Source organism: Confluentibacter lentus (assembly GCF_002806995.1).
Classification (GTDB): Bacteria; Bacteroidota; Bacteroidia; order Flavobacteriales; family Flavobacteriaceae; genus Confluentibacter; species Confluentibacter lentus.
The window spans coordinates 395,062-421,395 of record NZ_NIHE01000001.1 but is presented as its reverse complement, the minus strand read 5'-3'; the positions used below and the strand labels follow the sequence as shown (position 1 = coordinate 421,395).

At 34.8% G+C, this 26,334-nt stretch carries 17 protein-coding genes; 15 read left to right on the top strand and 2 right to left on the bottom strand.

Annotation, left to right across the window (positions count from 1 at the left end; all coding sequences use genetic code 11):
• Window positions 1-49: 49 nt before the first annotated feature.
• On the bottom strand, window positions 50-874 hold the full coding sequence (locus CDH50_RS01820) for a universal stress protein (protein ID WP_100610174.1): 825 nt from the start codon (window positions 872-874) through the stop codon (window positions 50-52).
• A gap of 135 nt (window positions 875-1,009) precedes the next feature.
• On the opposite strand from CDH50_RS01820, the gene rimP reads away from it, so the two are divergent.
• The 4 genes from rimP to CDH50_RS01800 all read left to right on the top strand — a co-directional run bounded on the left by rimP (window position 1,010) and on the right by CDH50_RS01800 (window position 6,980).
• Window positions 1,010-1,471: a ribosome assembly cofactor RimP gene (gene rimP, locus CDH50_RS01815; RefSeq protein ID WP_100610173.1), complete on the top strand. Its 462-nt coding sequence runs from the start codon at window positions 1,010-1,012 to the stop codon at window positions 1,469-1,471.
• Window positions 1,472-1,483: 12 nt separating this feature from the next.
• A complete protein-coding gene (nusA, locus tag CDH50_RS01810) occupies window positions 1,484-2,716 on the top strand; it encodes a transcription termination factor NusA (protein ID WP_100610172.1) in 1,233 nt (410 codons plus the stop codon).
• Between the two features lie 29 nt (window positions 2,717-2,745).
• Window positions 2,746-5,553, top strand: coding sequence for a translation initiation factor IF-2 (gene infB, locus CDH50_RS01805; RefSeq protein ID WP_100610171.1), 2,808 nt, complete (start codon window positions 2,746-2,748; stop codon window positions 5,551-5,553).
• Between the two features lie 428 nt (window positions 5,554-5,981).
• Window positions 5,982-6,980, top strand: a complete 999-nt coding sequence (locus tag CDH50_RS01800; protein WP_100610170.1) for an O-fucosyltransferase family protein — start codon at window positions 5,982-5,984, stop codon at window positions 6,978-6,980.
• On the opposite strand, the gene CDH50_RS01795 is transcribed toward CDH50_RS01800, so the two are convergent.
• Entirely contained in the window at window positions 6,970-7,359 is a 390-nt protein-coding gene (locus tag CDH50_RS01795) for an SPOR domain-containing protein (protein WP_100610169.1), read from the bottom strand. The two genes, CDH50_RS01800 and CDH50_RS01795, sit on opposite strands and share 11 nt — an antisense overlap.
• A 211-nt stretch (window positions 7,360-7,570) precedes the next feature.
• Between CDH50_RS01795 and CDH50_RS01790 the strand changes: the two genes are divergently transcribed.
• The 11 genes from CDH50_RS01790 to CDH50_RS01740 all read left to right on the top strand — a co-directional run bounded on the left by CDH50_RS01790 (window position 7,571) and on the right by CDH50_RS01740 (window position 26,267).
• Complete coding sequence (locus CDH50_RS01790) at window positions 7,571-8,869, top strand: c-type cytochrome (RefSeq protein WP_100610168.1); 1,299 nt, start codon at window positions 7,571-7,573, stop codon at window positions 8,867-8,869.
• 75 nt (window positions 8,870-8,944) lie between these two features.
• Window positions 8,945-12,061 carry a TAT-variant-translocated molybdopterin oxidoreductase gene (locus tag CDH50_RS01785; RefSeq protein ID WP_100610167.1) on the top strand — a complete coding sequence of 1,039 codons (3,117 nt, stop codon included), beginning with the start codon at window positions 8,945-8,947 and terminating at the stop codon, window positions 12,059-12,061.
• A gap of 29 nt (window positions 12,062-12,090) precedes the next feature.
• Window positions 12,091-13,548: an NrfD/PsrC family molybdoenzyme membrane anchor subunit gene (nrfD, locus tag CDH50_RS01780; protein WP_100610166.1), complete on the top strand. Its 1,458-nt coding sequence runs from the start codon at window positions 12,091-12,093 to the stop codon at window positions 13,546-13,548.
• A gap of 3 nt (window positions 13,549-13,551) precedes the next feature.
• Window positions 13,552-14,082, top strand: a complete 531-nt coding sequence (locus CDH50_RS01775) for a DUF3341 domain-containing protein (RefSeq protein WP_100610165.1) — start codon at window positions 13,552-13,554, stop codon at window positions 14,080-14,082.
• An 8-nt stretch (window positions 14,083-14,090) separates the two neighbouring features.
• Complete coding sequence (locus CDH50_RS01770) at window positions 14,091-14,648, top strand: c-type cytochrome (protein WP_198513419.1); 558 nt, start codon at window positions 14,091-14,093, stop codon at window positions 14,646-14,648.
• Window positions 14,649-14,661: 13 nt separating this feature from the next.
• Entirely contained in the window at window positions 14,662-15,996 is a 1,335-nt protein-coding gene (locus tag CDH50_RS01765) for a quinol:cytochrome C oxidoreductase (RefSeq protein WP_100610164.1), read from the top strand.
• A 29-nt stretch (window positions 15,997-16,025) separates the two neighbouring features.
• Window positions 16,026-17,156: a cytochrome c oxidase subunit II gene (locus tag CDH50_RS01760; RefSeq protein ID WP_100610163.1), complete on the top strand. Its 1,131-nt coding sequence runs from the start codon at window positions 16,026-16,028 to the stop codon at window positions 17,154-17,156.
• Between the two features lie 34 nt (window positions 17,157-17,190).
• Window positions 17,191-18,993, top strand: coding sequence for a cytochrome c oxidase subunit I (locus CDH50_RS01755; protein WP_100610162.1), 1,803 nt, complete (start codon window positions 17,191-17,193; stop codon window positions 18,991-18,993).
• A 231-nt stretch (window positions 18,994-19,224) separates the two neighbouring features.
• On the top strand, window positions 19,225-23,376 hold the full coding sequence (locus CDH50_RS01750) for a gliding motility-associated C-terminal domain-containing protein (RefSeq protein ID WP_100610161.1): 4,152 nt from the start codon (window positions 19,225-19,227) through the stop codon (window positions 23,374-23,376).
• A 29-nt stretch (window positions 23,377-23,405) separates the two neighbouring features.
• Window positions 23,406-24,362 (top strand): PorP/SprF family type IX secretion system membrane protein, encoded by a 957-nt coding sequence (locus CDH50_RS01745; RefSeq protein ID WP_100610160.1) that lies wholly within the window; start codon window positions 23,406-23,408, stop codon window positions 24,360-24,362.
• Between the two features lie 18 nt (window positions 24,363-24,380).
• Window positions 24,381-26,267: an OmpA family protein gene (locus tag CDH50_RS01740; protein ID WP_100610159.1), complete on the top strand. Its 1,887-nt coding sequence runs from the start codon at window positions 24,381-24,383 to the stop codon at window positions 26,265-26,267.
• Window positions 26,268-26,334: the final 67 nt, after the last annotated feature.

Below are 26,334 nucleotides of genomic sequence, written 5' to 3'. Positions count from 1 at the left end.
TTAATCCTGATTCTGTTAAGAGTCAGGATTTTTTGTTTTTATATAAAATTTATATTTTAAATGTCATAACAGGCCTTTTAGCATGGTTCACTAAATCTTCACTAATGCTGCCATTAAAAAAATGGGAAATGCCTTGTCTGCCATGTGTGCTCATGCCAATTAAATCGGCATTGATGGATTTTGCGTAATTCATAATGCCATTTTCAATGGTTTCATCATTATATATGTTTATGGTGAAATTTTTGAAATCTATGTGTTTGGTAAAGTTTAGCATGCGTTCTTCCGCTTCAAGAGTGGTCATGAATTTATTTGGGGTATTTACCATTAGGAGGTGGATTTTTGCCTTAAAAAGTTTGGCGAAATCAGTAGCCTTTGTGTAAGGTATTTTACTTTCATCATTAAAATCCGATGCAAATACAAAATTATCTATTTTAAAAGTTTCATGTTCTTTTTTAATTACTAAAACGGGGACTTCAGATGTGCGGACTACTTTTTCTGTATTGGAGCCAATAAGCATTTCCGAAAGACCACTAGATCCTTTAGAACCCATAATTATTAAATCAATTTGATTTTTCTCGCATATGTGAAATACACCCTTAAATATGTCATTAAACTCAACATGTTGGTATATGGTTATGCCTTTTAAGTACTCTTTTTTAAGTAATGTTTCAAAATGTTTGCTTGCCAATTTCATAAAAAAAATAGCTTCAGGTAAATCGTTGTTGGCAATGATAGGGTCTACTTTTTGAAGTGGTAATTCAATAAGATGTAATAAGTGAATGCCACAACGGTGTTTTTTTGCTAGTTGCGCAGCTACTCTTAAAGCGTTTTCCGCTTGCGTAGAAAAATCAGTAGGGACAAGTATTTTTTTCATGATTGATGGCGGTAAGATTCGTATAAATTTATAAATTATTACTTTAAAAATCAATTATAATATTATATATTTGCGCCGTTGTTAGGATAAACAGAAATATGAGGGGACAAGGAGTCCCCTCTTTTTATAATAAAAATGTTTAAGACCAAGGTTGAAAATTTATTAGAAAACGCCCTATTGGAACGAAGTGATTTGTTTCTTATCGATTTTTCTATCCAGGGAGATAATCATATAAAAGTTGTTATTGATGGCGACCAAGGTGTTTCCGTAGAAGACTGTATGTTTGTAAGTCGCGCTATAGAACATAACCTTGATAGAGAGGAAGAAGATTTTTCACTAGAAGTTATGTCGGCAGGGGCCACATCCCCTTTGGTTAATAAAAGGCAATATGTAAAAAATAAGTCTCGTGAGCTCAAGGTAAAAACAACTTCGGATGTTATAGAAGGGGTTTTGGTAAACGCCACCGAAAACGAGATTACCCTAGAGTGGAAAGCGAAAGAGGCTAAAGCTATTGGTAAAGGAAAAGTATTAGTGAAAAAACAAGCGAATATCGCTTATCAAGATATTGTAGAAGCAAAAGTGATGATTAAATTTTAATTCAAAAGGAGTATGGAAAATATTGCGTTAATTGAATCTTTTTCAGAATTTAAAGACGACAAGTTAATTGATCGTGTAACGTTAATGGCTATTTTAGAGGATGTTTTTAGAAACGCACTAAAGAAGAAATTTGGAGATGATGACAATTTTGATATTATTGTTAACCCAGATAAAGGAGATTTAGAAATTTGGAGAAATAGAGTTGTGGTCGCAGATGGGGAGGTTCAAGAACCTAACCAAGAAATTTCATTATCTGAAGCACGTAAAATTGAACCAGATTTTGAAGTTGGTGAAGACGTATCTGAGGAAGTAAAATTAGTGGATTTAGGTAGAAGAGCTATTTTAGCATTGCGCCAAAATTTAATTTCTAAAATTCATGAACACGACAATACCATAGTCTACAAGCAATTTAAAGATTTAATTGGCGAGATTTATACTGCTGAAGTACATCATATACGTCACAGAGCTGTTATTTTATTGGATGATGAAGGCAATGAAATAGTTTTGCCAAAGGAGAAACAAATTCCATCCGACTTTTTCAGAAAAGGAGATAACGTTAAAGGGGTTATAGACAGTGTGGAGCTTAAAGGTGCAAAACCGACTATCATTATGTCTAGAAGTTCCCCAGCTTTTTTAGAAAAATTGTTTGAACAAGAAATTCCAGAGGTTTTTGACGGACTTATAACCATTAAAAATGTGGTAAGAATTCCAGGAGAAAAAGCCAAAGTGGCTGTAGATTCTTATGATGACAGAATCGATCCTGTTGGAGCATGTGTGGGTATGAAAGGGTCTAGAATTCACGGAATTGTTCGCGAATTAGGGAATGAGAATATTGATGTTATCAATTATACAAACAATTTGCAACTTTATATTACCAGAGCTTTAAGCCCAGCTAGAGTGACTTCCATTAAAATAAACGAAGAAACAAAACGTGCTGAGGTCATATTAAAACCAGAGGAAGTAAGTAAAGCTATTGGTAGAGGTGGACATAATATTCGTTTAGCTGGTCAATTAACCGGCTATGAAATAGATGTGTTTAGAGAAGGTGCTGAAGAAGATGTAGAATTATCTGAGTTCTCTGATGAAATTGAAGCATGGATTATTAAAGAATTTAGTAAAGCTGGACTTGATACTGCTAAAAGTATCCTTGAACAAGATGTTCAAGATTTGGTAAAAAGAACAGATTTAGAGGAAGAAACAATTAATGACGTTATTAGGATTCTTAGGGAAGAATTTGAAGAATAACATATATTTGAGTATTTTAAAGGCAATTTATGGCTGAAACAGTAAGATTAAATAAAGTATTAAGGGAACTCAATATTTCTATTGATCGCGCAACGGAGTTTTTAAAAGACAAAGGCGTGGAAATAGAAAAGAGTCCGAATACAAAAATATCAGAGGAGATTCACACGCTTCTTTCTAATGAATTTCAAATAGATGCAAATAAAAAAGTGGCATCTATAGAAGTCAGTGAGGCAAAACTTAAAGAAAAGGAAGTGTTGCGTGAGCAACGTGAGCGTGAAATTGAAGAAAGACAAAAAGAAGCCGCCAAAAGAGACGAAATTTATAAAGCTACGAGAATACTTTCTGGTCCTAAACAAGTTGGTAAAATAGATTTAGAACCACAAAAGAAGGAAGTAAAGCCCGAGCCTGTAAAACAGGAAGTTGTTCAACAAGAAGTTGTTAAGCAACCCGAACCTGTTAAGGATGAGGTTAAAGACCCTAAGGAGGTAAAGGTTGAAACAGTAATACCTGAGTTTAAGAAACCAGAAGCCATTATTCCAAAAAATGATGTTGTTAAACCTGTTGCTAAAGAAACGGTAAAAGAAGAACAAGAGGTTGTTCCAGAAGAAGAAACATTAGTAACAAAATACCAAAAGCTTACAGGGCCTAAAATATCTGGTGATAAAATTGATTTGAGTCAGTTTAATAAACCAAAGAAGAAGAAGGAAGATAAAAAACCTGAAGCCAAACCAAATGATGCGAATGCTGCCAATAAGAAAAAGCGTCGTAGAATTAGTAAAGCGGGAGGACCTCAAACTGGTAATAATAATCCAGCAAGACCAACTGCTGATGCCTCACCACGCACAGCTCCAGGCCCAAATGACAGAAATGATAGATTTAAAGGTAATAATAAACCTGGCCAAGCAAGACGCCCTATTTTAAAAGAAGAACCAAGTGACGAAGATGTAAAAAAACAAGTAAGAGAAACACTTGAAAAATTACAAGGAAAAGGTTCTAAAGGAAAAGGAGCTAAATATAGAAGAGAGAAAAGGGATTATCATAGAGACCAAACCGAAAGAAATCTTGAGCTAGAAGCAGCAGAAAGTAAGATATTGAAAGTTACCGAGTTTGTTACGGCTAGCGAAGTAGCTACCATGATGGATGTGCCAGTAACGCAAATTATTTCTGCATGTATGTCGCTTGGAATGATGGTTACTATGAATCAGCGTTTAGATGCCGAAACCTTATCCATTGTGGCTGATGAATTTGGGTATAAAGTAGAATTTGTTACAGCCGATATAGAAGAATCCATTCAAGTAACAGAAGATTCAGAAGAAGATTTATTGCCTAGAGCACCTATTGTAACCGTCATGGGTCACGTAGATCATGGTAAAACATCACTATTGGATTATATCCGTAAGGAAAATGTTATTGCGGGAGAATCGGGAGGTATTACCCAACATATTGGTGCTTACGGCGTTGTACTAGAAGGTGGTCAAAAAATAGCGTTCTTAGATACGCCAGGTCATGAAGCGTTTACCGCGATGCGTGCGCGTGGTGCACAAGTAACGGATTTAGCAATTATTGTTGTAGCTGCGGATGATGATATTATGCCTCAAACTAAAGAGGCTATAGCGCATGCGCAAGCAGCAAGTGTGCCTATTGTTTTTGCAATCAATAAAATTGATAAACCAGATGCAAATCCTGAAAAAATTAAAGAAGGATTGGCTCAAATGAACTTATTGGTTGAAGATTGGGGAGGAAAAATCCAATCGCATGATATTTCTGCCAAAAAAGGGACTGGAGTTAAAGAGTTATTAGAAAAAGTATTACTTGAAGCCGAATTATTAGAGCTTAAAGCAAATCCGAATAAAAATGCCACTGGAACCGTTGTGGAAGCTTTCCTTGATAAAGGGCGTGGTTATGTAGCAACCATATTAGTTCAAGCAGGAACTTTGCGTGTTGGTGATTATGTGTTAGCAGGAAAAAATAGCGGTAAGGTAAAAGCCATGCATGATGAGCGTGGAAATGACGTTGTCGCTGCTGGACCGTCAACACCTGTATCTATTTTAGGATTAGATGGAGCGCCACAAGCAGGAGACAAGTTTAATGTATTTGATGATGAACGTGAGGCAAAACAAATAGCTTCCAAACGTGCTCAATTACAACGTGAACAATCTGTTAGAACGCAGCGTCACATTACCCTTGATGAAATTGGTCGTCGTATTGCTTTAGGAGATTTCCAAGAACTGAATATTATTCTTAAAGGAGATGTAGATGGTTCTGTAGAAGCATTAACAGATTCGTTCCAAAAATTATCTACTGAAGAAATTCAAATCAATATATTACACAAAGGTGTTGGAGCTATTACGGAAAGTGATGTGTTATTGGCATCTGCATCCGATGCTATTATAGTAGGCTTTAATGTGCGTCCTGTTGGAAATGCAAGATCGATTGCCGATAAAGAAGAAATTGATATCAGAACATATTCGATTATCTATGATGCCATCAATGATCTTAAAGATGCAATGGAAGGTATGTTATCTCCAGAACTTAAAGAGGAAATTACGGGTACGGCTGAAATTAGGGAAATATTTAAAGTCACTAAAATTGGTAGTATTGCAGGTTGTATGGTTACCAACGGTAAAATATTTAGAAACTCCAGCATCCGTTTAATTAGAGATGGTGTTGTTGTTCACACGGGGGAATTAACATCGTTAAAGAGATTTAAAGATGATGCCAAAGAAGTTACTAAAGGTTTTGATTGTGGTATGCAAATTAAGAATTTCAATGATATTAACGAAGGTGATATTATTGAAGCATTTCATGAAGTTGAAGTAAAAAAGAAACTTAAATAATTATTAAATTTAACTCCATTTGTTCGCATTTTTATATAAGCTGAAGAAAGAGATATATTAAATATTTAATAATAATTTTTTGAATATTTACCTGATTTTGGCTTGTAATTGGTATTCTATGATTCGTATTGATTGAATATTAAACTTCAACGCAATTAACTTTTTTTTTATTTCTAGTCATTAGAAAATTAATAAGTATTTTATAGGAAATATTTTATAAAAAGTTATAGTGGAATATGCTTAGGTAGTTTGTTTTAATTTATTTTTCATCAAAGTAGCTACTCTTTTTACCGCTGTTTTTTAATATAATTAACAATTTTTATTTCCTATATTTACTTACTCAAGCACGTGCAATTTTAATAGTATATATTTTAAACTATAATTCCTAACTCTATTTTGGTTTTTTAGAAAATTTAAATCACTTTACGATGAAATATTTATATTATAAAACATTAGTAAAACATGGTGAAGGATTATCAGACAGAAGATCCTGTTTAATGCTCTTATTAGCAGAAGCTAAATTAAGTAACAGGATTGCAGTCATTCCAAAGTTTAAATTAGGATCACAATTTAATAATGGGAAAAATATTGAAACATACATGGTTAATGAATATTTTAATATTGATAAATTAAATGTCAATTATATATTTGAGGAAAATTTTTACGAAATAGAGAAAAATATAAGTCAAAACGATATTTTAAATATAAAAGACAAAGGTTTCGCCTATGATTGTGATAAAATTTTGGTTATAAGAAATTTGGAAAATGATAGTTTTTGGAGTTTAAAAAATTTGAATGTAAATGTGATTAGTTTAGCAAAGTTGTATCATGGTGTTGGAGTGAAATTTATAATACCATTAGTAGCACCAACTGAGAAAATAAAAAATATTGGAGATGAAATTTTGAATCAACTAGAAAAGCCTGTCATAGGCTTACATTTAAGAAGAACAGATAGACTAAATAAAAAGTTGGATGAAAGTATGGGTGAAAAAACCATTATTAATAAATTAAATAATTTTAAATATAATTCGGTTTTTTATTGCTCTAATGATCAAAATTATAAAATAAACAATAATAAATTTTATTCAAATAACGATTTTAAAGATACACTTCAATTTGTAAAGGATAATTATTTATTGTTTTGCATTGAAATGTATGTTGTTGATAATTGTGATATTTCTGTAAGGACATTTAATGATTCTTCACCATTCTACTTCATAGATAATAAAACAAATAAAAATTATTCTATTTGTGATTATAGTATGCATGGGTCTAATAATCGTTTTAAAAATATTCCAAAAAAATTAAATAAATGTGATTACGAAGATTATAATAAAGAAAATAGAAAAACCTTCACAAAACGTAGATCAATAATATTAAGAGTCATTAAACTGTTTGAAAGAAAAATTAAAAATTTTACTTCTTAGGCTTGAAAACAAAAGCACTTGAAAACTTTTGTTTTATTTCTTTTAAAGCCCTATCGGCCTCTATTTTAGTTCTAAAATTCCCAACCCAAATTTTGTAGTTAGGCGTTTCAAATTGAATGGTTGAATTCCATTTATCAAATTTTGAATTAAAATCAGATCTGTAAGTTTCTGCAGTAGTTCTATTCCCTGAATAAATTTGAATTTTATACCGATCGGTATCACTTTCATTTTTATTCATATCTTTCTTTAGATCCAATAAAGTGACTATTTTTTTATCTTGATTTACAGAAACTGATCCTTGTTGTGCATCACAACGATTTGATGCATAAATGAAACAAACAATAGCAAATACGGTTGTTTTTAAATTCAATGTTTTCATTTTCAAATATATTAATACAAATGTATACGTTACAAACTTAATTACGGCTCATTTTATTATTTAGAATCCCTCTAAATTACCAATTACGCTTCACTAGCGTTTCTAAAATCGACTTTTAATATTACTTTTGCCTGAGATTTTATAACTGTGTTTTTTCTATTATTGAAAGAAAAAATCATACCAAAGTTTAGAAGTTAATTTAACCAACAATATGAAACAGGTGATTCACCGTAAGTTAAGTAAAAGCATTCTTCGTTTAGGCTTAATTATTTTATTAGCGTTTACAACATCGATTTCTGCTCAAGAAGGCGATCCAGCAAAAGGAAAATCATTATTCAACGCCAATTGTGCTGCTTGTCACCAATTAGATAAGAAAATGACGGGTCCTGCTCTTCGTAATTTAGAAGCACGTTTGGCTGATGAGCAAGGATTGGACAGAAAATGGATTGCCGATTGGATTCACAATAGCGCAGGCTTAATTAAGTCTGGTGACGCTTATGCCAATAAAATTTACAACGAGTATAATAAAACGGCGATGACTGCATTTCCACAGTTATCCGATCAAGATATTAGTGATATTTTAGCATACACAGCAGAAGAAAAAGCGGCTCCTGCTTCTGTTGAAACTGCAGCTGGTGCAGATGCTCAATCAAATACAAATTCAGGTAGTGGTATTTCAAATGAGATTATTTTAGGGGCTTTAGCTATTTTATTTATATTATTGGCTGCTGGCTTGTATGTGGTAAACAAAACATTGCGTCGTTTTGCTGCTGCTCAAAATATCGAATTACCAGAAGAAGCTAAAAGAACTCCTTTATGGAAAGCCTTTGTTAAAAACCAATTTTTAATGTTGGTTGTTGCCATATTCTTTTTACTAACAAGTGCTTATTTTGTATATGGATATTTTATGCAAATTGGAGTAGATCAAGGATATCAGCCAGTTCAGCCTATTCACTATTCACATAAAATTCATGCTGGCGATAACGGCATCGATTGTAAATATTGTCACTCTTCTGCAAGAACAAGTAAACATTCTGGAATTCCATCGTTAAATGTGTGTATGAATTGTCATAAATCCATTTATGAGTACAATGGGGAAACTACTCCAGAGTATTCTAAAGAGTTTTATGATGGCGAAATCAAAAAACTGTATAAGGCTGTTGGATGGGATGATGCAGCACAAAAATATACAGGTAATACGCAACCAGTTAAGTGGGTTCGTATTCATAATCTTCCAGACTTTGTTTATTTTAATCACTCACAACACGTTACTGTTGCCGGTGTAGAATGTCAGACATGTCACGGGCCTATTCAAGAAATGGAAGTTGTTGAACAATTTGCTCCATTAACAATGGGTTGGTGTATTGATTGCCATAGAACAACCAATGTGAATGTAAAAGACAATGCTTATTACACAAAAATACACGAGGAATTATCTAAAAAGTATGGTGTAGAAGAATTGACAGCTGCTCAAATGGGTGGTTTGGAATGTGGTAAGTGTCATTATTAAATTAAAAAAAAACAGTTTTAGCTTTAGAGACATTCTAACAACTAACAACTAACAACTAATAACTATTTTATAAATATGTCATCAAACAAGAAATACTGGAAAAGTGTTGAAGAGCTAAACGAAAATAGCTCTATTGTTGAGACGCTAAAACAAAACGAGTTTGTAGAACAAATACCTACAGATGAATTTTTAGGCGATAAAAATTTATTGGATGCAACATCTACAACTCGTCGCGATTTCTTAAAATTTGTAGGTTTTAGTACTGCTGCGGCATCTCTTGCTGCTTGTGAAGGCCCTGTGGTTAAATCCATTCCTTATGTAGTTCAGCCGGAAGAAATTATCCCAGGAGTAGCTAATTATTATGCAACTACTATTGCTGATGGATTTGATTTTGCAAGTGTTTTGGTAAAAACTCGTGAGGGTCGTCCAATTAAAATAGAAAACAATACCATGGCAACTACCAATGGTGGTGCGAATGCTAGAGTAAATGCTTCCGTTTTGGGATTGTATGACAGTTTAAGAGTTCAAGGTCCAACCAAAGGTGGAGAATCTATTTCTTGGAGTACTTTTGATAAAGAAACCAATCAAAAATTAACGGATTTAAAAGTTGCTGGAAAAGAAATTGTACTATTAACACAAACTTTTGCTAGCCCATCAACAAGTAAGTTAATTTCTGAATTTAAAGAAAAATATGGTAATGTTCGTCATGTAGTGTATGATGCTGTTTCAGAATCTGCTGCTCTTGATGCTTACCAAGCTAAATATGGAGAACGCGGATTAGCCAATTACGATTTCTCTAAAGTCATGACCATTGTATCTATTGGTGCAGATTTCTTAGGAGATTGGCAAGGTGGTGGTTTTGATTCAGGATATTCAAAAAATAGAATTCCTCAAAACGGCAAAATGTCTCGTCACATTCAGTTTGAGTCTAATATGTCTTTAACTGGTGCTAATGCAGATAAGCGTGTGCCTTTAACACCAAGCCAACAAAAATTAGCTTTGGCTAAATTATACAGTTATGTGGTTGGTGGATCAGTTTCTGGAAGTTTGCCAGAAGCCATTGATAAAGCTGTTAAAAGCGCTGCTAACGAATTGAAAAAAGCAGGTAGTGATGCCGTTGTAGTTACTGGTATTCAAGATGTGAATGCACAAACGGTCGCTTTAGAAATCAATGCGTTTTTAAGCAGTAAAGCATTTGATGCATCCACGCCAATTAAAACCAGACAAGGGAATGATAATGACGTGAAGGCTTTAATTGCTGATATGAAATCAGGTAAGGTTGGTGCTATCATCATGAGTGGCGTGAATCCGTTATACACCTTACCAAATGCTTCAGATTTTGCTGAAGGATTGAAAAAAACAGAATTATCTATTGCGTTTTCTCTTAAAGCAGATGAAACCGCATCAGAAACACAATATATTGCAGCAGCACCTCATTATTTAGAATCTTGGGGTGATGTGGAAATTAAAAAAGGACATTATGCGTTAACGCAACCAACCATTCGTCCGTTATTCAACACAAGACAATTTCAAGAAGCGTTGTTAAAATGGAATGGTAATGACATGTCTTATCATGATTATATTAAAGATGCTTGGGGTTCAAGTATTTTAGGAGGAAGTTCTTTTAACCAAGCATTACACGACGGTGTTTTTGTTGGAACTATTGCTACAGAAACAGCAGATACAACCTCTCCTAAAGCAACAGTAGAAGAAACTGTTGAAACAACTTCAGGAAATGCTGCAAATGCATTAGCTGCTTCAGCTAAAAGTAATGGCTTAGAATTAACACTATATACCAAAGTTGGTATGGGTGATGGGCAACAAGCCAATAACCCATGGTTACAAGAGTTTCCAGACCCAATTACAAGAACATCTTGGGACAATTATTTAACCATTTCTAAAGCGGATGCCGATACTTTAGGATTGCAAAATATTCATGTTGCCAATGGTGCGTTGAATGGTAGTTATGCTAAATTGACCGTTAATGGAACGTCTGTTATTGCTCCGGTAATGATTCAACCAGGACAAGCAAAAGGTTCTGTAGGTTTAGCACTTGGCTACGGTAAAACAAAAGGTTTAAAAGAAGAAATGCAAACAGGTGTGAACGCCTATGCATTATATCATAATTTTAATAGTGTACAAAATGTAACTATTGAAAAAGCTGCTGGAGAGCATGAGTTTGCTTCAGTCCAGTTACACAATACATTGATGGGTCGTGGCGATATCATTAAAGAAACTTCTCTATTGGTTTTCAGTACCTATGATAAAGAAGATGAAGAACACGGATGGAATAAAGTTCCTAAAGTATCTTTAGATCATCAGGAAACAGCAGTAACTTCACCAGAAGTAGATTTATGGGATGAATTTGATCGTTCTATTGGGCATCATTTCAACTTATCGATCGATTTAAATGCCTGTACAGGTTGTGGTGCTTGTGTTATAGCTTGTCACGCTGAAAATAACGTGCCAGTAGTTGGTAAAACAGAAGTTCGTCGTAGCCGTGATATGCATTGGTTGCGTATTGATAGATATTATTCATCTGAAACATCTTTTGAAGGTGATAACAAGAAAAAAGAAGATATTTCTGGTTTAGGAAGTTCATTAAGCGAGTTTGGTGAAATGGAAAATGCTTCTGAAAATCCACAAGTAGCATTCCAACCAATCATGTGTCAACATTGTAATCATGCACCTTGCGAAACTGTTTGTCCAGTTGCTGCAACGTCTCATGGTCGTCAAGGTCAAAATCACATGGCTTACAACCGTTGCGTTGGTACTAGATATTGTGCAAACAACTGTCCATATAAAGTACGTCGTTTTAACTGGTTCTTATATGCTGGTAACGATGAGTTCGATTACCATATGAACGATGATTTAGGGCGTATGGTTTTAAATCCAGATGTGGTAGTGCGTTCTCGTGGTGTTATGGAAAAATGTTCTATGTGTATTCAAAAAACACAAAAAACCATTCTTGATGCCAAACGTGATGGACGAGAAATTAAAGATGGAGAATTCCATACAGCTTGTTCTGCAGCTTGTAATAATGGTGCCATGGTTTTTGGAGACATTAATGATAAGAGCAGTAAGGTTGCGAAACTGAAAGAAGATAATCGTATGTATCACTTGTTAGAGCACGTTGGAACAAAACCTAACGTGATGTATCAAACTAAAGTGAGAAATACAACAGAAGCATAAATTAATTAAGAAACACTTATAAAAGGATTATGGCGTCTCATTACGAAGCACCTATTAGAAGACCTTTAGTTACAGGCGAAAAATCATATCACGATGTTACCGTGGATGTAGCTAGGCCTATAGAAGGACAAGCCAATAAACAGTGGTGGATAGTTTTTTCTATTGCACTAGCCGCTTTTCTTTGGGGAATTGGATGTATTATTTATACCATATCTACAGGTATTGGAACTTGGGGTTTAAATAAAACCGTTGGTTGGGCCTGGGATATTACTAACTTCGTTTGGTGGGTTGGTATTGGTCACGCAGGAACACTTATTTCTGCGGTATTATTATTATTCCGTCAAAAATGGAGAATGGCGATTAACCGTTCTGCGGAAGCGATGACCATTTTCTCAGTTGTTCAAGCAGGTTTATTTCCAATCATTCACATGGGTCGTCCTTGGTTAGGGTATTGGGTGTTACCAATTCCGAATCAATTTGGGTCTCTTTGGGTAAACTTTAACTCACCATTACTTTGGGACGTGTTCGCTATCTCAACATATTTATCGGTGTCATTGGTGTTCTGGTGGACTGGTTTATTACCTGACTTCGCCATGATACGTGATAGAGCTGTAAAACCTTTTCAAAAGAAAATATATTCATTATTAAGTTTTGGATGGTCGGGAAGAGCAAAAGATTGGCAACGTTTTGAAGAAGTATCTTTAGTACTTGCTGGTTTAGCGACGCCTTTAGTACTTTCTGTGCATACCATTGTATCATTTGACTTTGCTACATCGGTGATTCCCGGCTGGCATACAACCATTTTCCCGCCTTACTTTGTTGCTGGAGCGGTATTCTCAGGTTTTGCTATGGTAAACACACTACTTATTATTATGAGAAAAGTGTGTAATCTAGAAGATTATATTACAGTACAGCATATCGAATTGATGAACATCGTTATCATGATTACGGGTTCTATTGTAGGTGTGGCCTATATTACTGAATTATTTATTGCTTGGTATTCAGGTGTTGAGTACGAACAATATGCTTTCTTAAATAGAGCAACAGGACCTTACTGGTGGGCATATTGGTCCATGATGACTTGTAACGTGTTCTCACCACAATTTATGTGGTTCAAGAAATTAAGAACAAGCATCATGTTTTCATTCTTTATATCCATCATTGTAAATATAGGAATGTGGTTTGAGCGTTTTGTAATTATCGTAACATCATTACACAGGGATTATTTACCTTCTTCTTGGACGATGTTTTCCCCAACGTTTGTTGATATTGGGATTTTTATTGGAACTATTGGATTCTTCTTTGTGTTGTTTTTATTGTACTCAAGAACATTCCCGGTAATTGCCCAAGCAGAAGTTAAAACCATTTTAAAATCTTCAGGAGAAAAATATAAAAAGATTAGAGAAGCAGGTGGCAGTTTAGTAGGAACTGGTGCTGATGCAAGAACATCTGGAGATTCAATTAATGAAACAAAAAATAACAAGTAGCATATGGAAGCTTCAAAAGTAATTCACGCTATTTATACCGATGATGATGTATTAATGTCGGCTGTTAAAAAAGTTAAGGCAGAGAGATATCATATTGAAGAAATTTATACACCATTTCCAGTGCACGGGCTAGACAAAGCCATGGGACTAGAACCAACACGAATTGCCATTGCATCATTCATGTATGGTCTTGTTGGGTTGACGGTTGCTATTGTGATGATGAATTTTATAATGATTAAAGATTGGCCACAAAATATTGGTGGAAAACCAAGTTTTAGTTATATAGAAAACATGCCTGCCTTTGTGCCCATTATGTTTGAGTTAACTGTGTTTTTTGCAGCACATTTAATGGTTATTACATTTTACTTAAGAAGCAGAATGTGGCCATTTAAAAAAGCTGAGAACCCAGATCCAAGAACTACTGATGATCATTTCTTAATGGAAATTACAGTTGATGGAAACGAAGAACAACTTGAAAGTTTGCTTAAGGAAACGGGCGCAGTAGAAATTAATATAGTTGATAAAGCACATTAATAATACAGATGAAAAGCTTAATTAAAATAATAACAATAGTGATGGTTTTAGTAGCTGTTGTATCATGTAAAAAAGATACGAGGCCTAATTACCAGTTTATGCCTAACATGTATGAATCTGTTGGCTATGAGACTTACAATGAGAATGCCATGTTTGAAAATGGGATGGCCTCAAGGGTGCCAGCTGAAGGTTCGGTTCCTAGAGGATTTGTACCATTTGATATAGACAACACTATTGAAGGATACGATTTAGCAAAAGCCACTTTAAAAAGTCCGCTTGATTCAACAAAAGTTGATATAGAAAGAGGAAAAGCTTTATATGATATTTACTGTGGTATATGTCATGGAAACCAAGGTGATGGACAAGGAAATTTGGTAAAAAGAGAAAAAATATTAGGTGTTCCAGCATACAATGATGCCGGAAGAGCTATTACAGAAGGCAGTATTTATCATACGATTCACTATGGTAAAAATACTATGGGTTCTTATGTTAACCAACTTAGTATTGAAGAACGTTGGCAAGTAGTAGCCTATGTGTTACAGTTAAAAGCAGATTTAGAAAAGTAAGATTATATAAGATATGTACACATTTTCAAATAAATTAAAGACATTTTCTTTCATTCTAATAATTCTAGGAGTATTAGGCGTGGGCTATGGTTTTATGACGTCTAATAAATCTTTGGAAGAAGTAAAAACAATGCTTGCTGAAGAGGCATTAGGGCATCATGGAGAAGGTCATGCTGTTGTTGAAAGTCATGGAACCCATGAAGAAGGAAATCATGCTTCTGCCGATGTACATCATGATGATGAGCATGCAGAACATGTTATGCACCAAATTGCAAACAGACCTTGGTCTGCATTGTATGTAGCGGCTTTTTTCTTCATGATGATTGCCTTAGGTATTTTAGCATTCTATGCGATACAATTTGCCGCTCAAGCTGGTTGGTCCATAGTTTTATTTAGGGTTATGGAAGGGATTACCGCATACGTATTGCCAGGAGCGCTGATTGTTTTAGCGATTGCTTTAGCATCAGGAACTATTGGACACTACAATTTATTTGTATGGATGGATCCTGAAGTGGTTGAGCATGATAAATTAATCAAAGGAAAAGCAGGGTTTTTAAATATAGGCTGGTTTGCTGTTAGAGGCATCATATTCATAGCTGGATGGAGTTTATACAGACATTTTGCTCGTAAATTTTCTATCGCTCAAGATAATGCGGATGATATTAGCAACTTTAAGAAAACATTTCGTATTTCTGCGGCATTTTTAGTGTTCTTTATTTATACAGAATCCATGATGTCTTGGGACTGGATTATGAGTGTCGATCCACATTGGTTTAGTACATTGTTTGGTTGGTATGTTTTTGCATCTATGTTTGTAAGTGGTATTACCGTACTTGCTTTGATGATTATTTATTTAAAGTCTAGAAATTATTTAGAGTTTGTTAATGAAAACCATTTACATGATGTTGCCAAATTTATGTTTGCATTCAGTATTTTCTGGACCTATTTATGGTTCTCACAGTTTATGCTTATTTGGTATTCCAATATACCAGAAGAGGTAACATACTTTGTAACACGTTTCAATGATTACAAATTACCGTTCTTAGGTATGGTGGTTATGAATTTTGTGTTCCCAATTTTAATGTTGATGAATGCCGATTATAAGCGTATTCCTTGGTTTGTTGTGATGGCTGGATTAGTGATACTTGCAGGACATTACATTGATATTTTTGTGATGATCATGCCAGCAACTGTAGGTGATAGATGGTTTATAGGTATTCCAGAAATAAGTTCCATTTTATTATTTGCTGGATTGTTCATATTTGTTGTGTTTACAGCTTTAACTAAAGCACCATTACTCGCAAAAGGCAACCCACTTATAAAAGAAAGCAAAGATTTCCATTATTAATAAGATTTAAATAAAGAAGAGAGAGAACAATGACTACTTTATTAACAATTATAGTTTTAATATTCATTTTAGTTGCTATCTGGCAAATTGTGAAGATATTCGATTTGGCCCAAGCTAAAAATGAAAATTCTCAAGTAGCGACCGATAAGGATAATACAATCAATGCATATTTAATGATGGGCTTTTTGGCTTTCATATACATCATTACCATAGTGTGTTTTGTTAAATGGGGTGATTTGCCATTAATGTCAAATTCAGCATCGGAACATGGTCCTAAAATAGATAATTTGATGATTATCTCTATGGTACTTATCTTTTTTGTGCAAACAGTTACACAATTTTTATTACACTATTTTGCATATAAGTATAAAGGTGAAAAAGGTAAAAAAGCATTGTTTTTTGCGGATAATAATAAGTTAGAATTTATTTGGACCATCATTCCAGTAATTGTTTTGGCTGGATTGATTATTTATGGTTTGAATACATGGATAAACATCATGGGAGTGGACGAAAGTGAAGACCCCTTAATTGTTGAATTATATGCGCAGCAATTTAACTGGAAGGCTAGATATGGTGGAGATGATAACACATTAGGTAAAGCCAATGTGAGATTAATTGATATCGATCGCGCCAATATATTAGGTGTTGATGAAGCAGATCCTAATGCACAAGATGATGTTATTACAACAGAATTACATTTACCGGTTGGAAAACCTGTATTGTTTAAGATGCGTTCTCAAGATGTGTTGCACTCAGCTTACATGCCACACTTTAGAGCGCAAATGAACTGTGTGCCTGGTATGATAACTCAATTTGGATTTACACCAACAGTGACAACTGCAGAAATGAGACAAACACAAGAGATTGTAGATAAAGTTAAAAACATTAATAAGATTAGGGTTGAAAAAAGTAAAGATTTAGTTGCAAATGGAGGTGAAGCTTTAGAGCCTTATGAGTTTGATTACTTGCTGTTATGTAATAAAATTTGTGGAAAATCGCATTACAACATGCAAATGAAAATTATTGTTGAAACCCAAGAAGAATATGATGCTTGGATTAAGGAACAAAAAACGTTTAAAGCTTCCATGACAAATGAAGCTGAAGTGGAAACCCTAATTGAAGTGACAACCACAGAGGTCGCAGAAACAGTAACCCAATAGAAACTAATTAAAAAGAATAATACGATATAAGATTATGTCAGCACACGAAGATAATCACGCACACGAAGCTCACGACGACCACGGACATCATCATCACAAAGAAACGTTTGTAACTAAATATATTTTTAGTCAAGACCATAAAATGATTGCCAAACAGTATCTTATTACGGGTACTATAATGGGTGTTATAGGTGTATTAATGTCTATGATGTTCCGTATGCAAATTGCATGGCCGGAAGAACCTAATGTGCTTTTTGAAGCCTTATTAGGAAAATGGGCACCAGAAGGTGTTATGGATGCAGACATTTATTTGGCATTAGTAACCATTCATGGTACTATCATGGTATTCTTCGTATTAACGGCTGGATTGAGTGGTACGTTTAGTAACTTATTGATTCCATTGCAAATTGGTGCACGAGATATGGCTTCAGGTTTCCTTAACATGGTGTCCTATTGGTTATTCTTTTTATCAAGTGTAATCATGGTTATTTCCTTATTTGTTGAAGCTGGACCTGCAGCAGCTGGTTGGACCATTTATCCACCATTAAGTGCCTTGCCAATGGCTCAAGGCGGTTCTGGGATGGGTATGACTTTATGGTTGGTTTCCATGGCTATATTCATTGCATCTTCATTATTAGGATCTTTAAACTACATTGTAACGGTTATAAATTTGCGAACAAAAGGAATGTCTATGACAAGACTTCCCTTAACTATATGGGCTTTCTTTATTACCGCTGTTATTGGAGTCATATCATTCCCAGTATTGTTATCTGCTGCATTATTATTAATAATGGATAGAAGTTTTGGTACGTCATTCTTTTTATCTGATATATTTATTCAAGGCGAAGTATTGCATTACCAAGGAGGTTCGCCAGTATTATTTGAACACTTGTTTTGGTTCTTAGGACACCCAGAGGTATATATCGTTATTCTACCAGCTATGGGTCTTGTTTCCGAAATTATGGCATCTAATTCACGCAAACCTATTTTTGGTTATCGTGCCATGATTGCCTCCATACTGGCCATTGCATTTTTATCAACCATTGTTTGGGGTCACCACATGTTTATTTCTGGTATGAATCCATTCCTTGGTTCCGTATTTACATTTACAACTTTATTAATCGCCATTCCGTCAGCTGTAAAAGCCTTTAACTGGATTACGACACTTTGGAAGGGTAATTTACAAATGAACCCTGCTATGTTGTTCTCCATTGGTTTTGTATCTACTTTTATTACTGGAGGTTTAACAGGAATCATTTTAGGGGATAGCGCTTTGGATATTAATGTTCATGATACATATTTTGTAGTTGCTCACTTCCACTTAGTAATGGGTATTTCTGCACTATACGGAATGTTTGCTGGTATATATCATTGGTATCCAAAAATGTTTGGTAGAATGCTTAATAAGAATTTGGGTTATATACATTTTTGGATTACCGCAGTGTGTGCCTATGGTGTATTCTTCCCAATGCATTTTATAGGTATGGCAGGATTGCCTCGAAGATATTATACCAATAGCAACTTCCCTTTATTCGATGATTTAGCCAATGTAAATGTTATAATAACCATATTTGCGTTAGTGGGTGGTGTTGTACAAATAATCTATTTATATAATTTTTTCAGTAGTATTTTCTATGGGAAGAAGGCCGTTCAGAATCCATGGAAATCTACTACTTTGGAATGGACAACACCTGTTGAACACATGCATGGTAATTGGCCAGGTGATATTCCTCACGTATATCGTTGGGCATATGATTATAGCAAGCCAGGACATGATGTCGACTTTGTACCTCAAAATATACCATTAAAAGAAGGCGAAGAAGAACTTCAACACTAAGACATATTTTAAATAGATATTAAAACCCATTCTTAAAAGGATGGGTTTTTCCGTTTAAAAGCATATTTTTTCGATTAAAAGTAAAAATAAATTAAATTATATCGTTGAAATACAAAAAAATTCGTTAAATTGCACTACGATTAAGAATTTTGTATAGATAATCGAAAGAAATTGTACAAAGTTAAAATAATGTAAATGTCTATTAACTCAAATCTATAACTGACCAATGTTATGAAAATAAACTACTTATTTAGATATGTAAAGTTTTTTACAATCTATAGTATGGTATTACTGTGGACTGCTTTTAAAATTAATGCGCAATGTCCAACAGTTAATAATTCCAGTCCTATCATTTGCTCTGCTGCAGGATATACTTTTACTGATTTAAGTTCTGATTATGTTACAGATGGTGGCAATGGTATTGTGTGGTACAATACATTATCGGGAGGGAGCGCAATTAGTAATACGCAATTAGTCCAAGAAGGTACTTATTATGTAGATAGCAATCCTAGTTCATGCAGTGGCACAAGACAGTCTATTACAGTAACCTTTCAAGTAGATCCAGTGCCGTCGGGAGCTTCTATAGATAAATTTTATTGTAGTAATGAAAATGCAACGATACAAGATTATATTGATGATGCATTGGCCTTGTACATTCCTTCTGGTGTAACTGTTTATTATGATTCAGCATTAACGAATCAAGCTGATACATCGGATGTCATCGCAAATGGTATTGTTAATTATTACATTGTGTTTGATGATGGGGCATGTACAAGTCAAATCAAGTTTGGAAAATCAATTATATCTGCTTCCCCGGCAGACCCAACCCCTATAAGCTCTCAAGTATTTTGTTCTGATTCTAACCCAACAATAGCCGATTTAGATCCTGGGACATTGGCTCCGGATATTAGTTGGTATGATAATCCAGATACGGTAGCTCCGGCATTGCCAATGTCTACACCTTTAATTAATGGAAACACATACTATGTTCGGGTTGAAGATTTAATATGTTACAGCAACCCCGTAGCTGTAGTAGTAACTGTCAATGCGCCTTTTAACCCAGGAACTCCAAGTAATTTAGAATATTGTGATGATAGTATTCCAGTTGCCCCTTTTGATTTGTTTGATGAACTTGGCGGTGCTCCAGATACAAACGGATCGTGGTCAGGCCCTTTGTCAACCTCCAATGGACATCAAGGGACTGTAGATATTTCAACACTAACAGCTGGGATTCATACTTTTATATATACGGTGCCAACTAATGGTGTTTGTCCACAAAGTTCAGCAAATATTATAATTACAATAGATGAAATATTAACTTCAGGAACGGTTTCGTTAACAAACCCAGCTACGTTTTGTGAATCTACTGCGCCAACTTCATTCGATTTGTTTTCACTTATAGAGAATGAAGATACTGGAGGTCAATGGACTCAAGGAACTTTAAGTTCAGATCCTTTAGTTGCAAATCCATCAACTATTGATTTAACAAGCTTAGCGCCAGCAACCTATAATTTCACATATACTCAAAATTTATCAACACCTTGTCCAGATGAATCAACAACTGTTCAAGTGGTTATTTTGGCCAACCCAGATGCTGGTAATGCGGTAAATCAAGTATTCTGCGAAAATGACTTAGTTTCAAATTCGCCTTTCAATTTATTTGATGCTTTAGATGGAACTCAAGATAATAATAGTGGTACTTGGACAGACTCAAATAATGTAACCATTTCTAACTCATTAGATATTACAACGCTAACAGTGGCAGGAAGTCCTTATTCATTTAATTATACTATTGATAATGGAACGTGTTCTGATACAGAAACCATAACAATAACTGTACAACCAGCACCTGAGTCTGGAACAGCAAATGCACCTGAAGTATTTTGTGAAGGTGATGCGCCTACAAATTTCAATTTATTTGATTTGCTTACTGATGAAGACCAAACTGGCACTTGGTATGTTGGAACAGATAATTTAGGAGCTACCATTGCTAATCTAGTTGACTTATCTGCTTACACTGCCAGCACCTATAATTTTACTTATGATGTAGATGCTATAGGAAGTTGCGATGATGTATTGGTTACTGTTTCAGTTATCATTAATCCATTGCCAAACACAGGGACTCCCATTGCAGCCGTATTTTGTGAAAATGATTTAACGGCTAATTCACCTATCGATTTATTCGGACAATTAACTGGAGAAGATGCTGGAGGAACTTGGACTGATGATGACACAACTGGTGCTTTAACTGGAAGTAATGTTGATTTAACCTTGCTGACCATAGGTTCATACAGTTTCACTTATACAATCACAGACCCAAATAATTGTACAAATAGTTCAACGGTAACCATTACAGTTGAAGATGCACCAGAATCAGGAACCGCTAATACACCTATTGAATTTTGTATAACAGCTGTAACAGCAGGACAAACTTATAATTTATTTGATTTATTAACTGGGGAAGACCAAACAGGAACTTGGAGTGACGATGATGCAACAGGATTGCTAATAGGAAATATGGTAACACTGGATGGTTTAGCTCAAGGCACTTATAATTTCACTTATGATGTCGCTGCCATTGGAACATGTGATGATATAAACATAACAGTTTCAATAATTATAAACGATACACCTGCACCAACAGCATTAGCAACACAAGAGTTTTGCGATACAGCAACTGTTGCAAATTTAGTGGCAACAGGAACAGCCATTCAATGGTATAATACGGCTACTGGAGGAACACCTTTAGCTGGAACTGTCGCTTTAGTTGACGGAGAAGATTACTTCGCTAGCCAAACGGATGCTATCACTGGTTGCGAATCCTCAGTTAGAACCCTTGTAGATGTAACAATTTATCAATCACCTAACTCAGGAAATCCAGCAACTCCAATCATCGCTTGTAGCACAAATACTAGCATAAATTTGAATTTAGGTTTAGATGGAAGTCAAGATGCTGGTGGCGTTTGGCAAGATACTGACGGAACGGGAGCTTTAATTGGTAATATTTTTGATGCTACTCAAGTGACACCAGGAACTTATCAATTCACTTATTATGTAACAGCTTCAGCACCTTGTGTTGATGATAGCACGGTTATAACAATAACTGTTGAAGCACCTTTAAGTGCGGGAACAGATGGTGTTTTGGATGTTTGTAGCAATAATGGCACAACAGATTTATTTACACTCATAGGAAGCGCAGATTTAGGAGGCACTTGGTCGCCAGCTTTAGCTAGTGGCACAGGGGTTTTTGATCCATTAGTGGATGCAGCAGGAACTTATACCTATTCATTAACAAATGCTTGTGGAACTGTTTCAAGTGATATTGTTGTAACAGTAACCCAAGCCCCAAATGCCGGAACAGATAATACAGCTAACATTTGCGTGATAGATGGCGTTACCGATTTATTTACATTCTTAGGAAGTAGCGCACAAACAGGAGGCACTTGGTCGCCAGCATTAACAAGCGGAACAGGATTATTTGACCCATTGGTTGATACTGCGGGCATTTACACTTATACAGTTACAGCTATGTCGCCATGTTTGTCAGACTCAAGTGCACAAATAACGGTTACAATTAGCGATAGTCCAGCTCCTATTGTTTTAGATGCTAATCCGGAATTCTGTCAAGCAAATAATCCAACGGTTGCAGATTTAAATGCAGCTATCCGAGTAACAGGAACTATTAGTTGGTATGCAGATGCCACCTCAACAACACCTTTAAATCTAACGGATGCTTTATTAGATGGCGAAGATTATTTCGCTAGGCAAACTACAGGTTCAGGTTGTGAATCATCACAAAGTGTTGAAATAACGGCAACAGTAAATAATGTAGCTACACCAACTTTAGTCAATTCTAATTTAGAATTATGTATTAATGATAGTCCAACCATATTAGAGCTAACTGAAAATATCGTGGAATACGATTCAAGTCTAAATAATGTTATTTGGTACGATGCTGCAACAGGAGGTTCACTATTTACCAGCGGTGATTTATTAAGCTATGGGGTTACCTATTATGCAGCATTATATGATGCAACAACGGGTTGTGAAAGCAGTGTACGTTTAGCTTACACTCCAGACTTAACTTCATGTGGAGAGTTGGTTTTGCCGGATGGGTTTTCGCCGAATGGAGATGGTACTAATGATACGTTTGATTATAACAATCTAGATATTCTGCATCCGAATTTTAGTATTGAAATTTTTAACAGATACGGAACGGTTGTTTACAAAGGAAATGCCAGCACACCGCGTTTTGATGGCACAGCAAATCAATCTGGAGCTTTAGGAAGCAAGCAGCTACCAGTAGGTGTTTATTTCTACATCTTCAATTTCAACGATGGTACAAATAAACCAAAACAAGGACGCTTATACTTAAGCAGATAATTTTTAGATAAATCAAAAATTTAGAAACGATGAAAAATTTAAATATATATCATAAAATAGCTGCTCTAATAAGTTTGGCATTCTTGTCACTACAAAGTTTTGCGCAGCAAGATCCACAATTCACTCAATACATGTACAACATGAGTGTTATCAATCCAGCGTATGCAACGGCTGATGAAGGTATTTTAAACTTGGGGGGATTATACAGAACCCAATGGGTTGGTTTTGAAGGCGCTCCAAAAACAGGAACCTTTTTTGCCCATACACCAGTTAATGATAAAATTGAGTTGGGCATATCTTTCACAAATGATAATATTGGTGATATTGTTAATGAAAATAATATCTACGCAGATTTTGCCTATGTATTGCCGGTTGGTTTAAAAAGCAAATTGTCTTTTGGTTTAAAAGCTGGATTTACCATCTTTGATACTAATTTCGATGGGATTAATTTACAATCTGGTGGTCCAGGTACGGATATTGCCTTCAACGAAAACATCAGTAGAACTTTCCCTAATTTAGGAATTGGCGCTTTTTACTTTACCGATAAATACTATGTAGGTTTGTCCGCTCCAAATATGTTATCAACAAAACATTTGGAAAATGAAAACGGTATTAAAGCCACAGGCGTTGAAAGTGTGCATTATTTCTTAACGGGAGGTTATGTGTTTGATATCAATGAAAACTTGAAGTTTAAACCTGCCTTCATGGCAAAAGGAGTCAGTGGTGCACCAATTTCAATGGATTTAACAGCCAATGTGTTAATTCAAGAACGTTTAGAAGCTGGTTTGGGCTATAGATTGGGTGATGCCGTAAGTGCCTTGGTTAATTTTAAAGTAACACCGCAACTCAGAATCGGTTATGCTTATGATTATACAACAAGCAATTTAAGCAACTATAATTCAGGCTCACACGAAATATTCATTTTATTTGATATTGATTTATTCGGACTTAAAGGGGGTTATGATCGTTCACCTAGGTTCTTCTAATTTTTAATGATTACAATTATGAAAACAAACACATACATACTTGCAAGCCTTTTATTAGTTAGTGGAGTTACATTAGCTCAAAAAAACGATTTAAAACGCGTGGATAAGCTTTTTGAAATGAGAGCTTACAACGAAGCAGCTGAAATTTATGAAACCAAAGAGCGCACACAACAAGTGCTTCAAAATTTAGCCGATAGCTATTATTACAATGCCAATCTTCAAAAGGCTGTTAAAACGTATAGAGAACTATTTGTTACTTATGGTGATTCAATGGATTTAGACTATTATTTTAGATATGGGCAGGCTCTAAAAGGCGTTCAAAATTATGATGAGGCAGATAAATATTTAAAGATTTACCATAATAAAGATTTAAATACGAAGGCTTTTATTGAAAAAAACAGCAAAACGACACCACATAATTTCAATCTTAAACAAGTTGAAGGCAATAATTCTTTTAGTGATTTCGGATTGTCGTTTTACGGGGATGATAAAGTAGCTTTCGCTTCAACAAGGAATACCGAAAGACCTAATTATGTTTGGAACGATTTGCCATATTTGGATTTGTACTCAGCTACCATGTCTAGCAACGGAACGCTAGAAAATATCGTGCCTTTTTCAAATGCGATTAACACTGATTCCCACGAAAGTAATGCGGTTTTCACAAAAGATGGTAAAACCATGTATTTTAACAGAACAAATGCCACCCGTAAAAAAGGTGAAGAAGATAAAATTGCGCATATTAAAATTTACAAAGCTGAATTAGTTGATGGCAATTGGACAAACGTTACCACATTGCCTTTCACATCTAATGTTTACAGTACGGAACATCCTGCATTAAGTTCTGATGAAAAAACGCTTTATTTTGCTAGTGATATGCCAGGAACGATTGGGAATTTTGATATTTATAAGGTGGCCATTAATGATGATGGCACTTATGGAGAACCAGAAAATTTAGGGCCAACCGTAAACACCAAGCAAAGAGAACAGTTTCCTTTTGTGAGTGATTATGATGTATTGTATTTTTCATCCATCGGGCACGAAGGTTTTGGTGGATTGGATGTTTTTAGAAGCAATATGGTGAACGGAGCTTTTGATACTCCTGTAAATTTAGGAAGCACCATAAATAGTAATTTAGACGATTTTGCTTATGTTATTCGGGAAAAAGATAATAAAGGATTTGTATCATCAAACAGAACTGGTTTTGATAGGCTGTTGGGTTTCACGAGAGAAGAAAATATGCTCACCAAATACCAAGTAGAAGGTATTGTTCAGGATAAAAATAGTAAAGAATTGTTGAAAGGTGCTTCGGTAACTTTATTTGATGAAGCAGGAACTGTCATCCAAGATTCTATAGTTGGTGAAAAAGCCAATTATTTATTCAAAATTGAACCTAATAAAAAGTATAAAGTTAGAGGCACATTCAAAGCCTATATTCCCCAAGATGTTGAGTTTTCTACCGATAGTGATGGCAAAGTTCAGCATAATATTTACTTGACTTTAGAATCTTTTGCAGATGTGGAAGCACGCGTTAAGAAAGATGAAAAAGGGGAATTAAAAGTAGAGTTGGATAAAATTTACTTCGATTCTAATAAATCAAAAATACGTGATGATGCCGCCACAACTTTAAATGTATTGGTAGATTTAATGAAAAAATACCCATCTATGGAAGTAGAAGTGTCTGCACATACTGATGCTTATGGAAAAGACAACTATAATTTAAAATTGTCTGAGCGACGTGCAGCTTCAACCTTAGAATATTTGGTGAGTCAAGGTATTGATAGAAACCGATTAAAAAGCATTGGTTACGGTGAAACACAACCACTAAATAATTGCACAAAAGAAGGTATGTGCAAAGGAGAAGAGTATGATGTAAACAGACGTTGTGAATTCAAAATTTTAAATTAGAATAATACTTTTAATATTGAAAAGCCTTTCTGTTTCCAGAAAGGCTTTTTCTTTGTATATTATTTTT

Bases quoted from the DNA above. Each gene is read 5' to 3' on its own strand.
- CDH50_RS01750 (WP_100610161.1), top strand. From the start codon at position 19,225: ATGAAAATAAACTACTTATTTAGATATGTAAAGTTTTTTACAATCTAT.
- CDH50_RS01795 (WP_100610169.1), bottom strand. From the start codon at position 7,359: ATGAAAACATTGAATTTAAAAACAACCGTATTTGCTATTGTTTGTTTC.
- infB (WP_100610171.1), top strand. From the start codon at position 2,746: ATGGCTGAAACAGTAAGATTAAATAAAGTATTAAGGGAACTCAATATT.
- CDH50_RS01755 (WP_100610162.1), top strand. From the start codon at position 17,191: ATGTCAGCACACGAAGATAATCACGCACACGAAGCTCACGACGACCAC.
- CDH50_RS01790 (WP_100610168.1), top strand. From the start codon at position 7,571: ATGAAACAGGTGATTCACCGTAAGTTAAGTAAAAGCATTCTTCGTTTA.
- nusA (WP_100610172.1), top strand. From the start codon at position 1,484: ATGGAAAATATTGCGTTAATTGAATCTTTTTCAGAATTTAAAGACGAC.
- rimP (WP_100610173.1), top strand. From the start codon at position 1,010: ATGTTTAAGACCAAGGTTGAAAATTTATTAGAAAACGCCCTATTGGAA.
- CDH50_RS01745 (WP_100610160.1), top strand. From the start codon at position 23,406: ATGAAAAATTTAAATATATATCATAAAATAGCTGCTCTAATAAGTTTG.
- CDH50_RS01785 (WP_100610167.1), top strand. From the start codon at position 8,945: ATGTCATCAAACAAGAAATACTGGAAAAGTGTTGAAGAGCTAAACGAA.
- CDH50_RS01740 (WP_100610159.1), top strand. From the start codon at position 24,381: ATGAAAACAAACACATACATACTTGCAAGCCTTTTATTAGTTAGTGGA.
- CDH50_RS01775 (WP_100610165.1), top strand. From the start codon at position 13,552: ATGGAAGCTTCAAAAGTAATTCACGCTATTTATACCGATGATGATGTA.
- CDH50_RS01760 (WP_100610163.1), top strand. From the start codon at position 16,026: ATGACTACTTTATTAACAATTATAGTTTTAATATTCATTTTAGTTGCT.
- CDH50_RS01765 (WP_100610164.1), top strand. From the start codon at position 14,662: ATGTACACATTTTCAAATAAATTAAAGACATTTTCTTTCATTCTAATA.
- CDH50_RS01820 (WP_100610174.1), bottom strand. From the start codon at position 874: ATGAAAAAAATACTTGTCCCTACTGATTTTTCTACGCAAGCGGAAAAC.
- CDH50_RS01770 (WP_198513419.1), top strand. From the start codon at position 14,091: ATGAAAAGCTTAATTAAAATAATAACAATAGTGATGGTTTTAGTAGCT.
- CDH50_RS01800 (WP_100610170.1), top strand. From the start codon at position 5,982: ATGAAATATTTATATTATAAAACATTAGTAAAACATGGTGAAGGATTA.
- nrfD (WP_100610166.1), top strand. From the start codon at position 12,091: ATGGCGTCTCATTACGAAGCACCTATTAGAAGACCTTTAGTTACAGGC.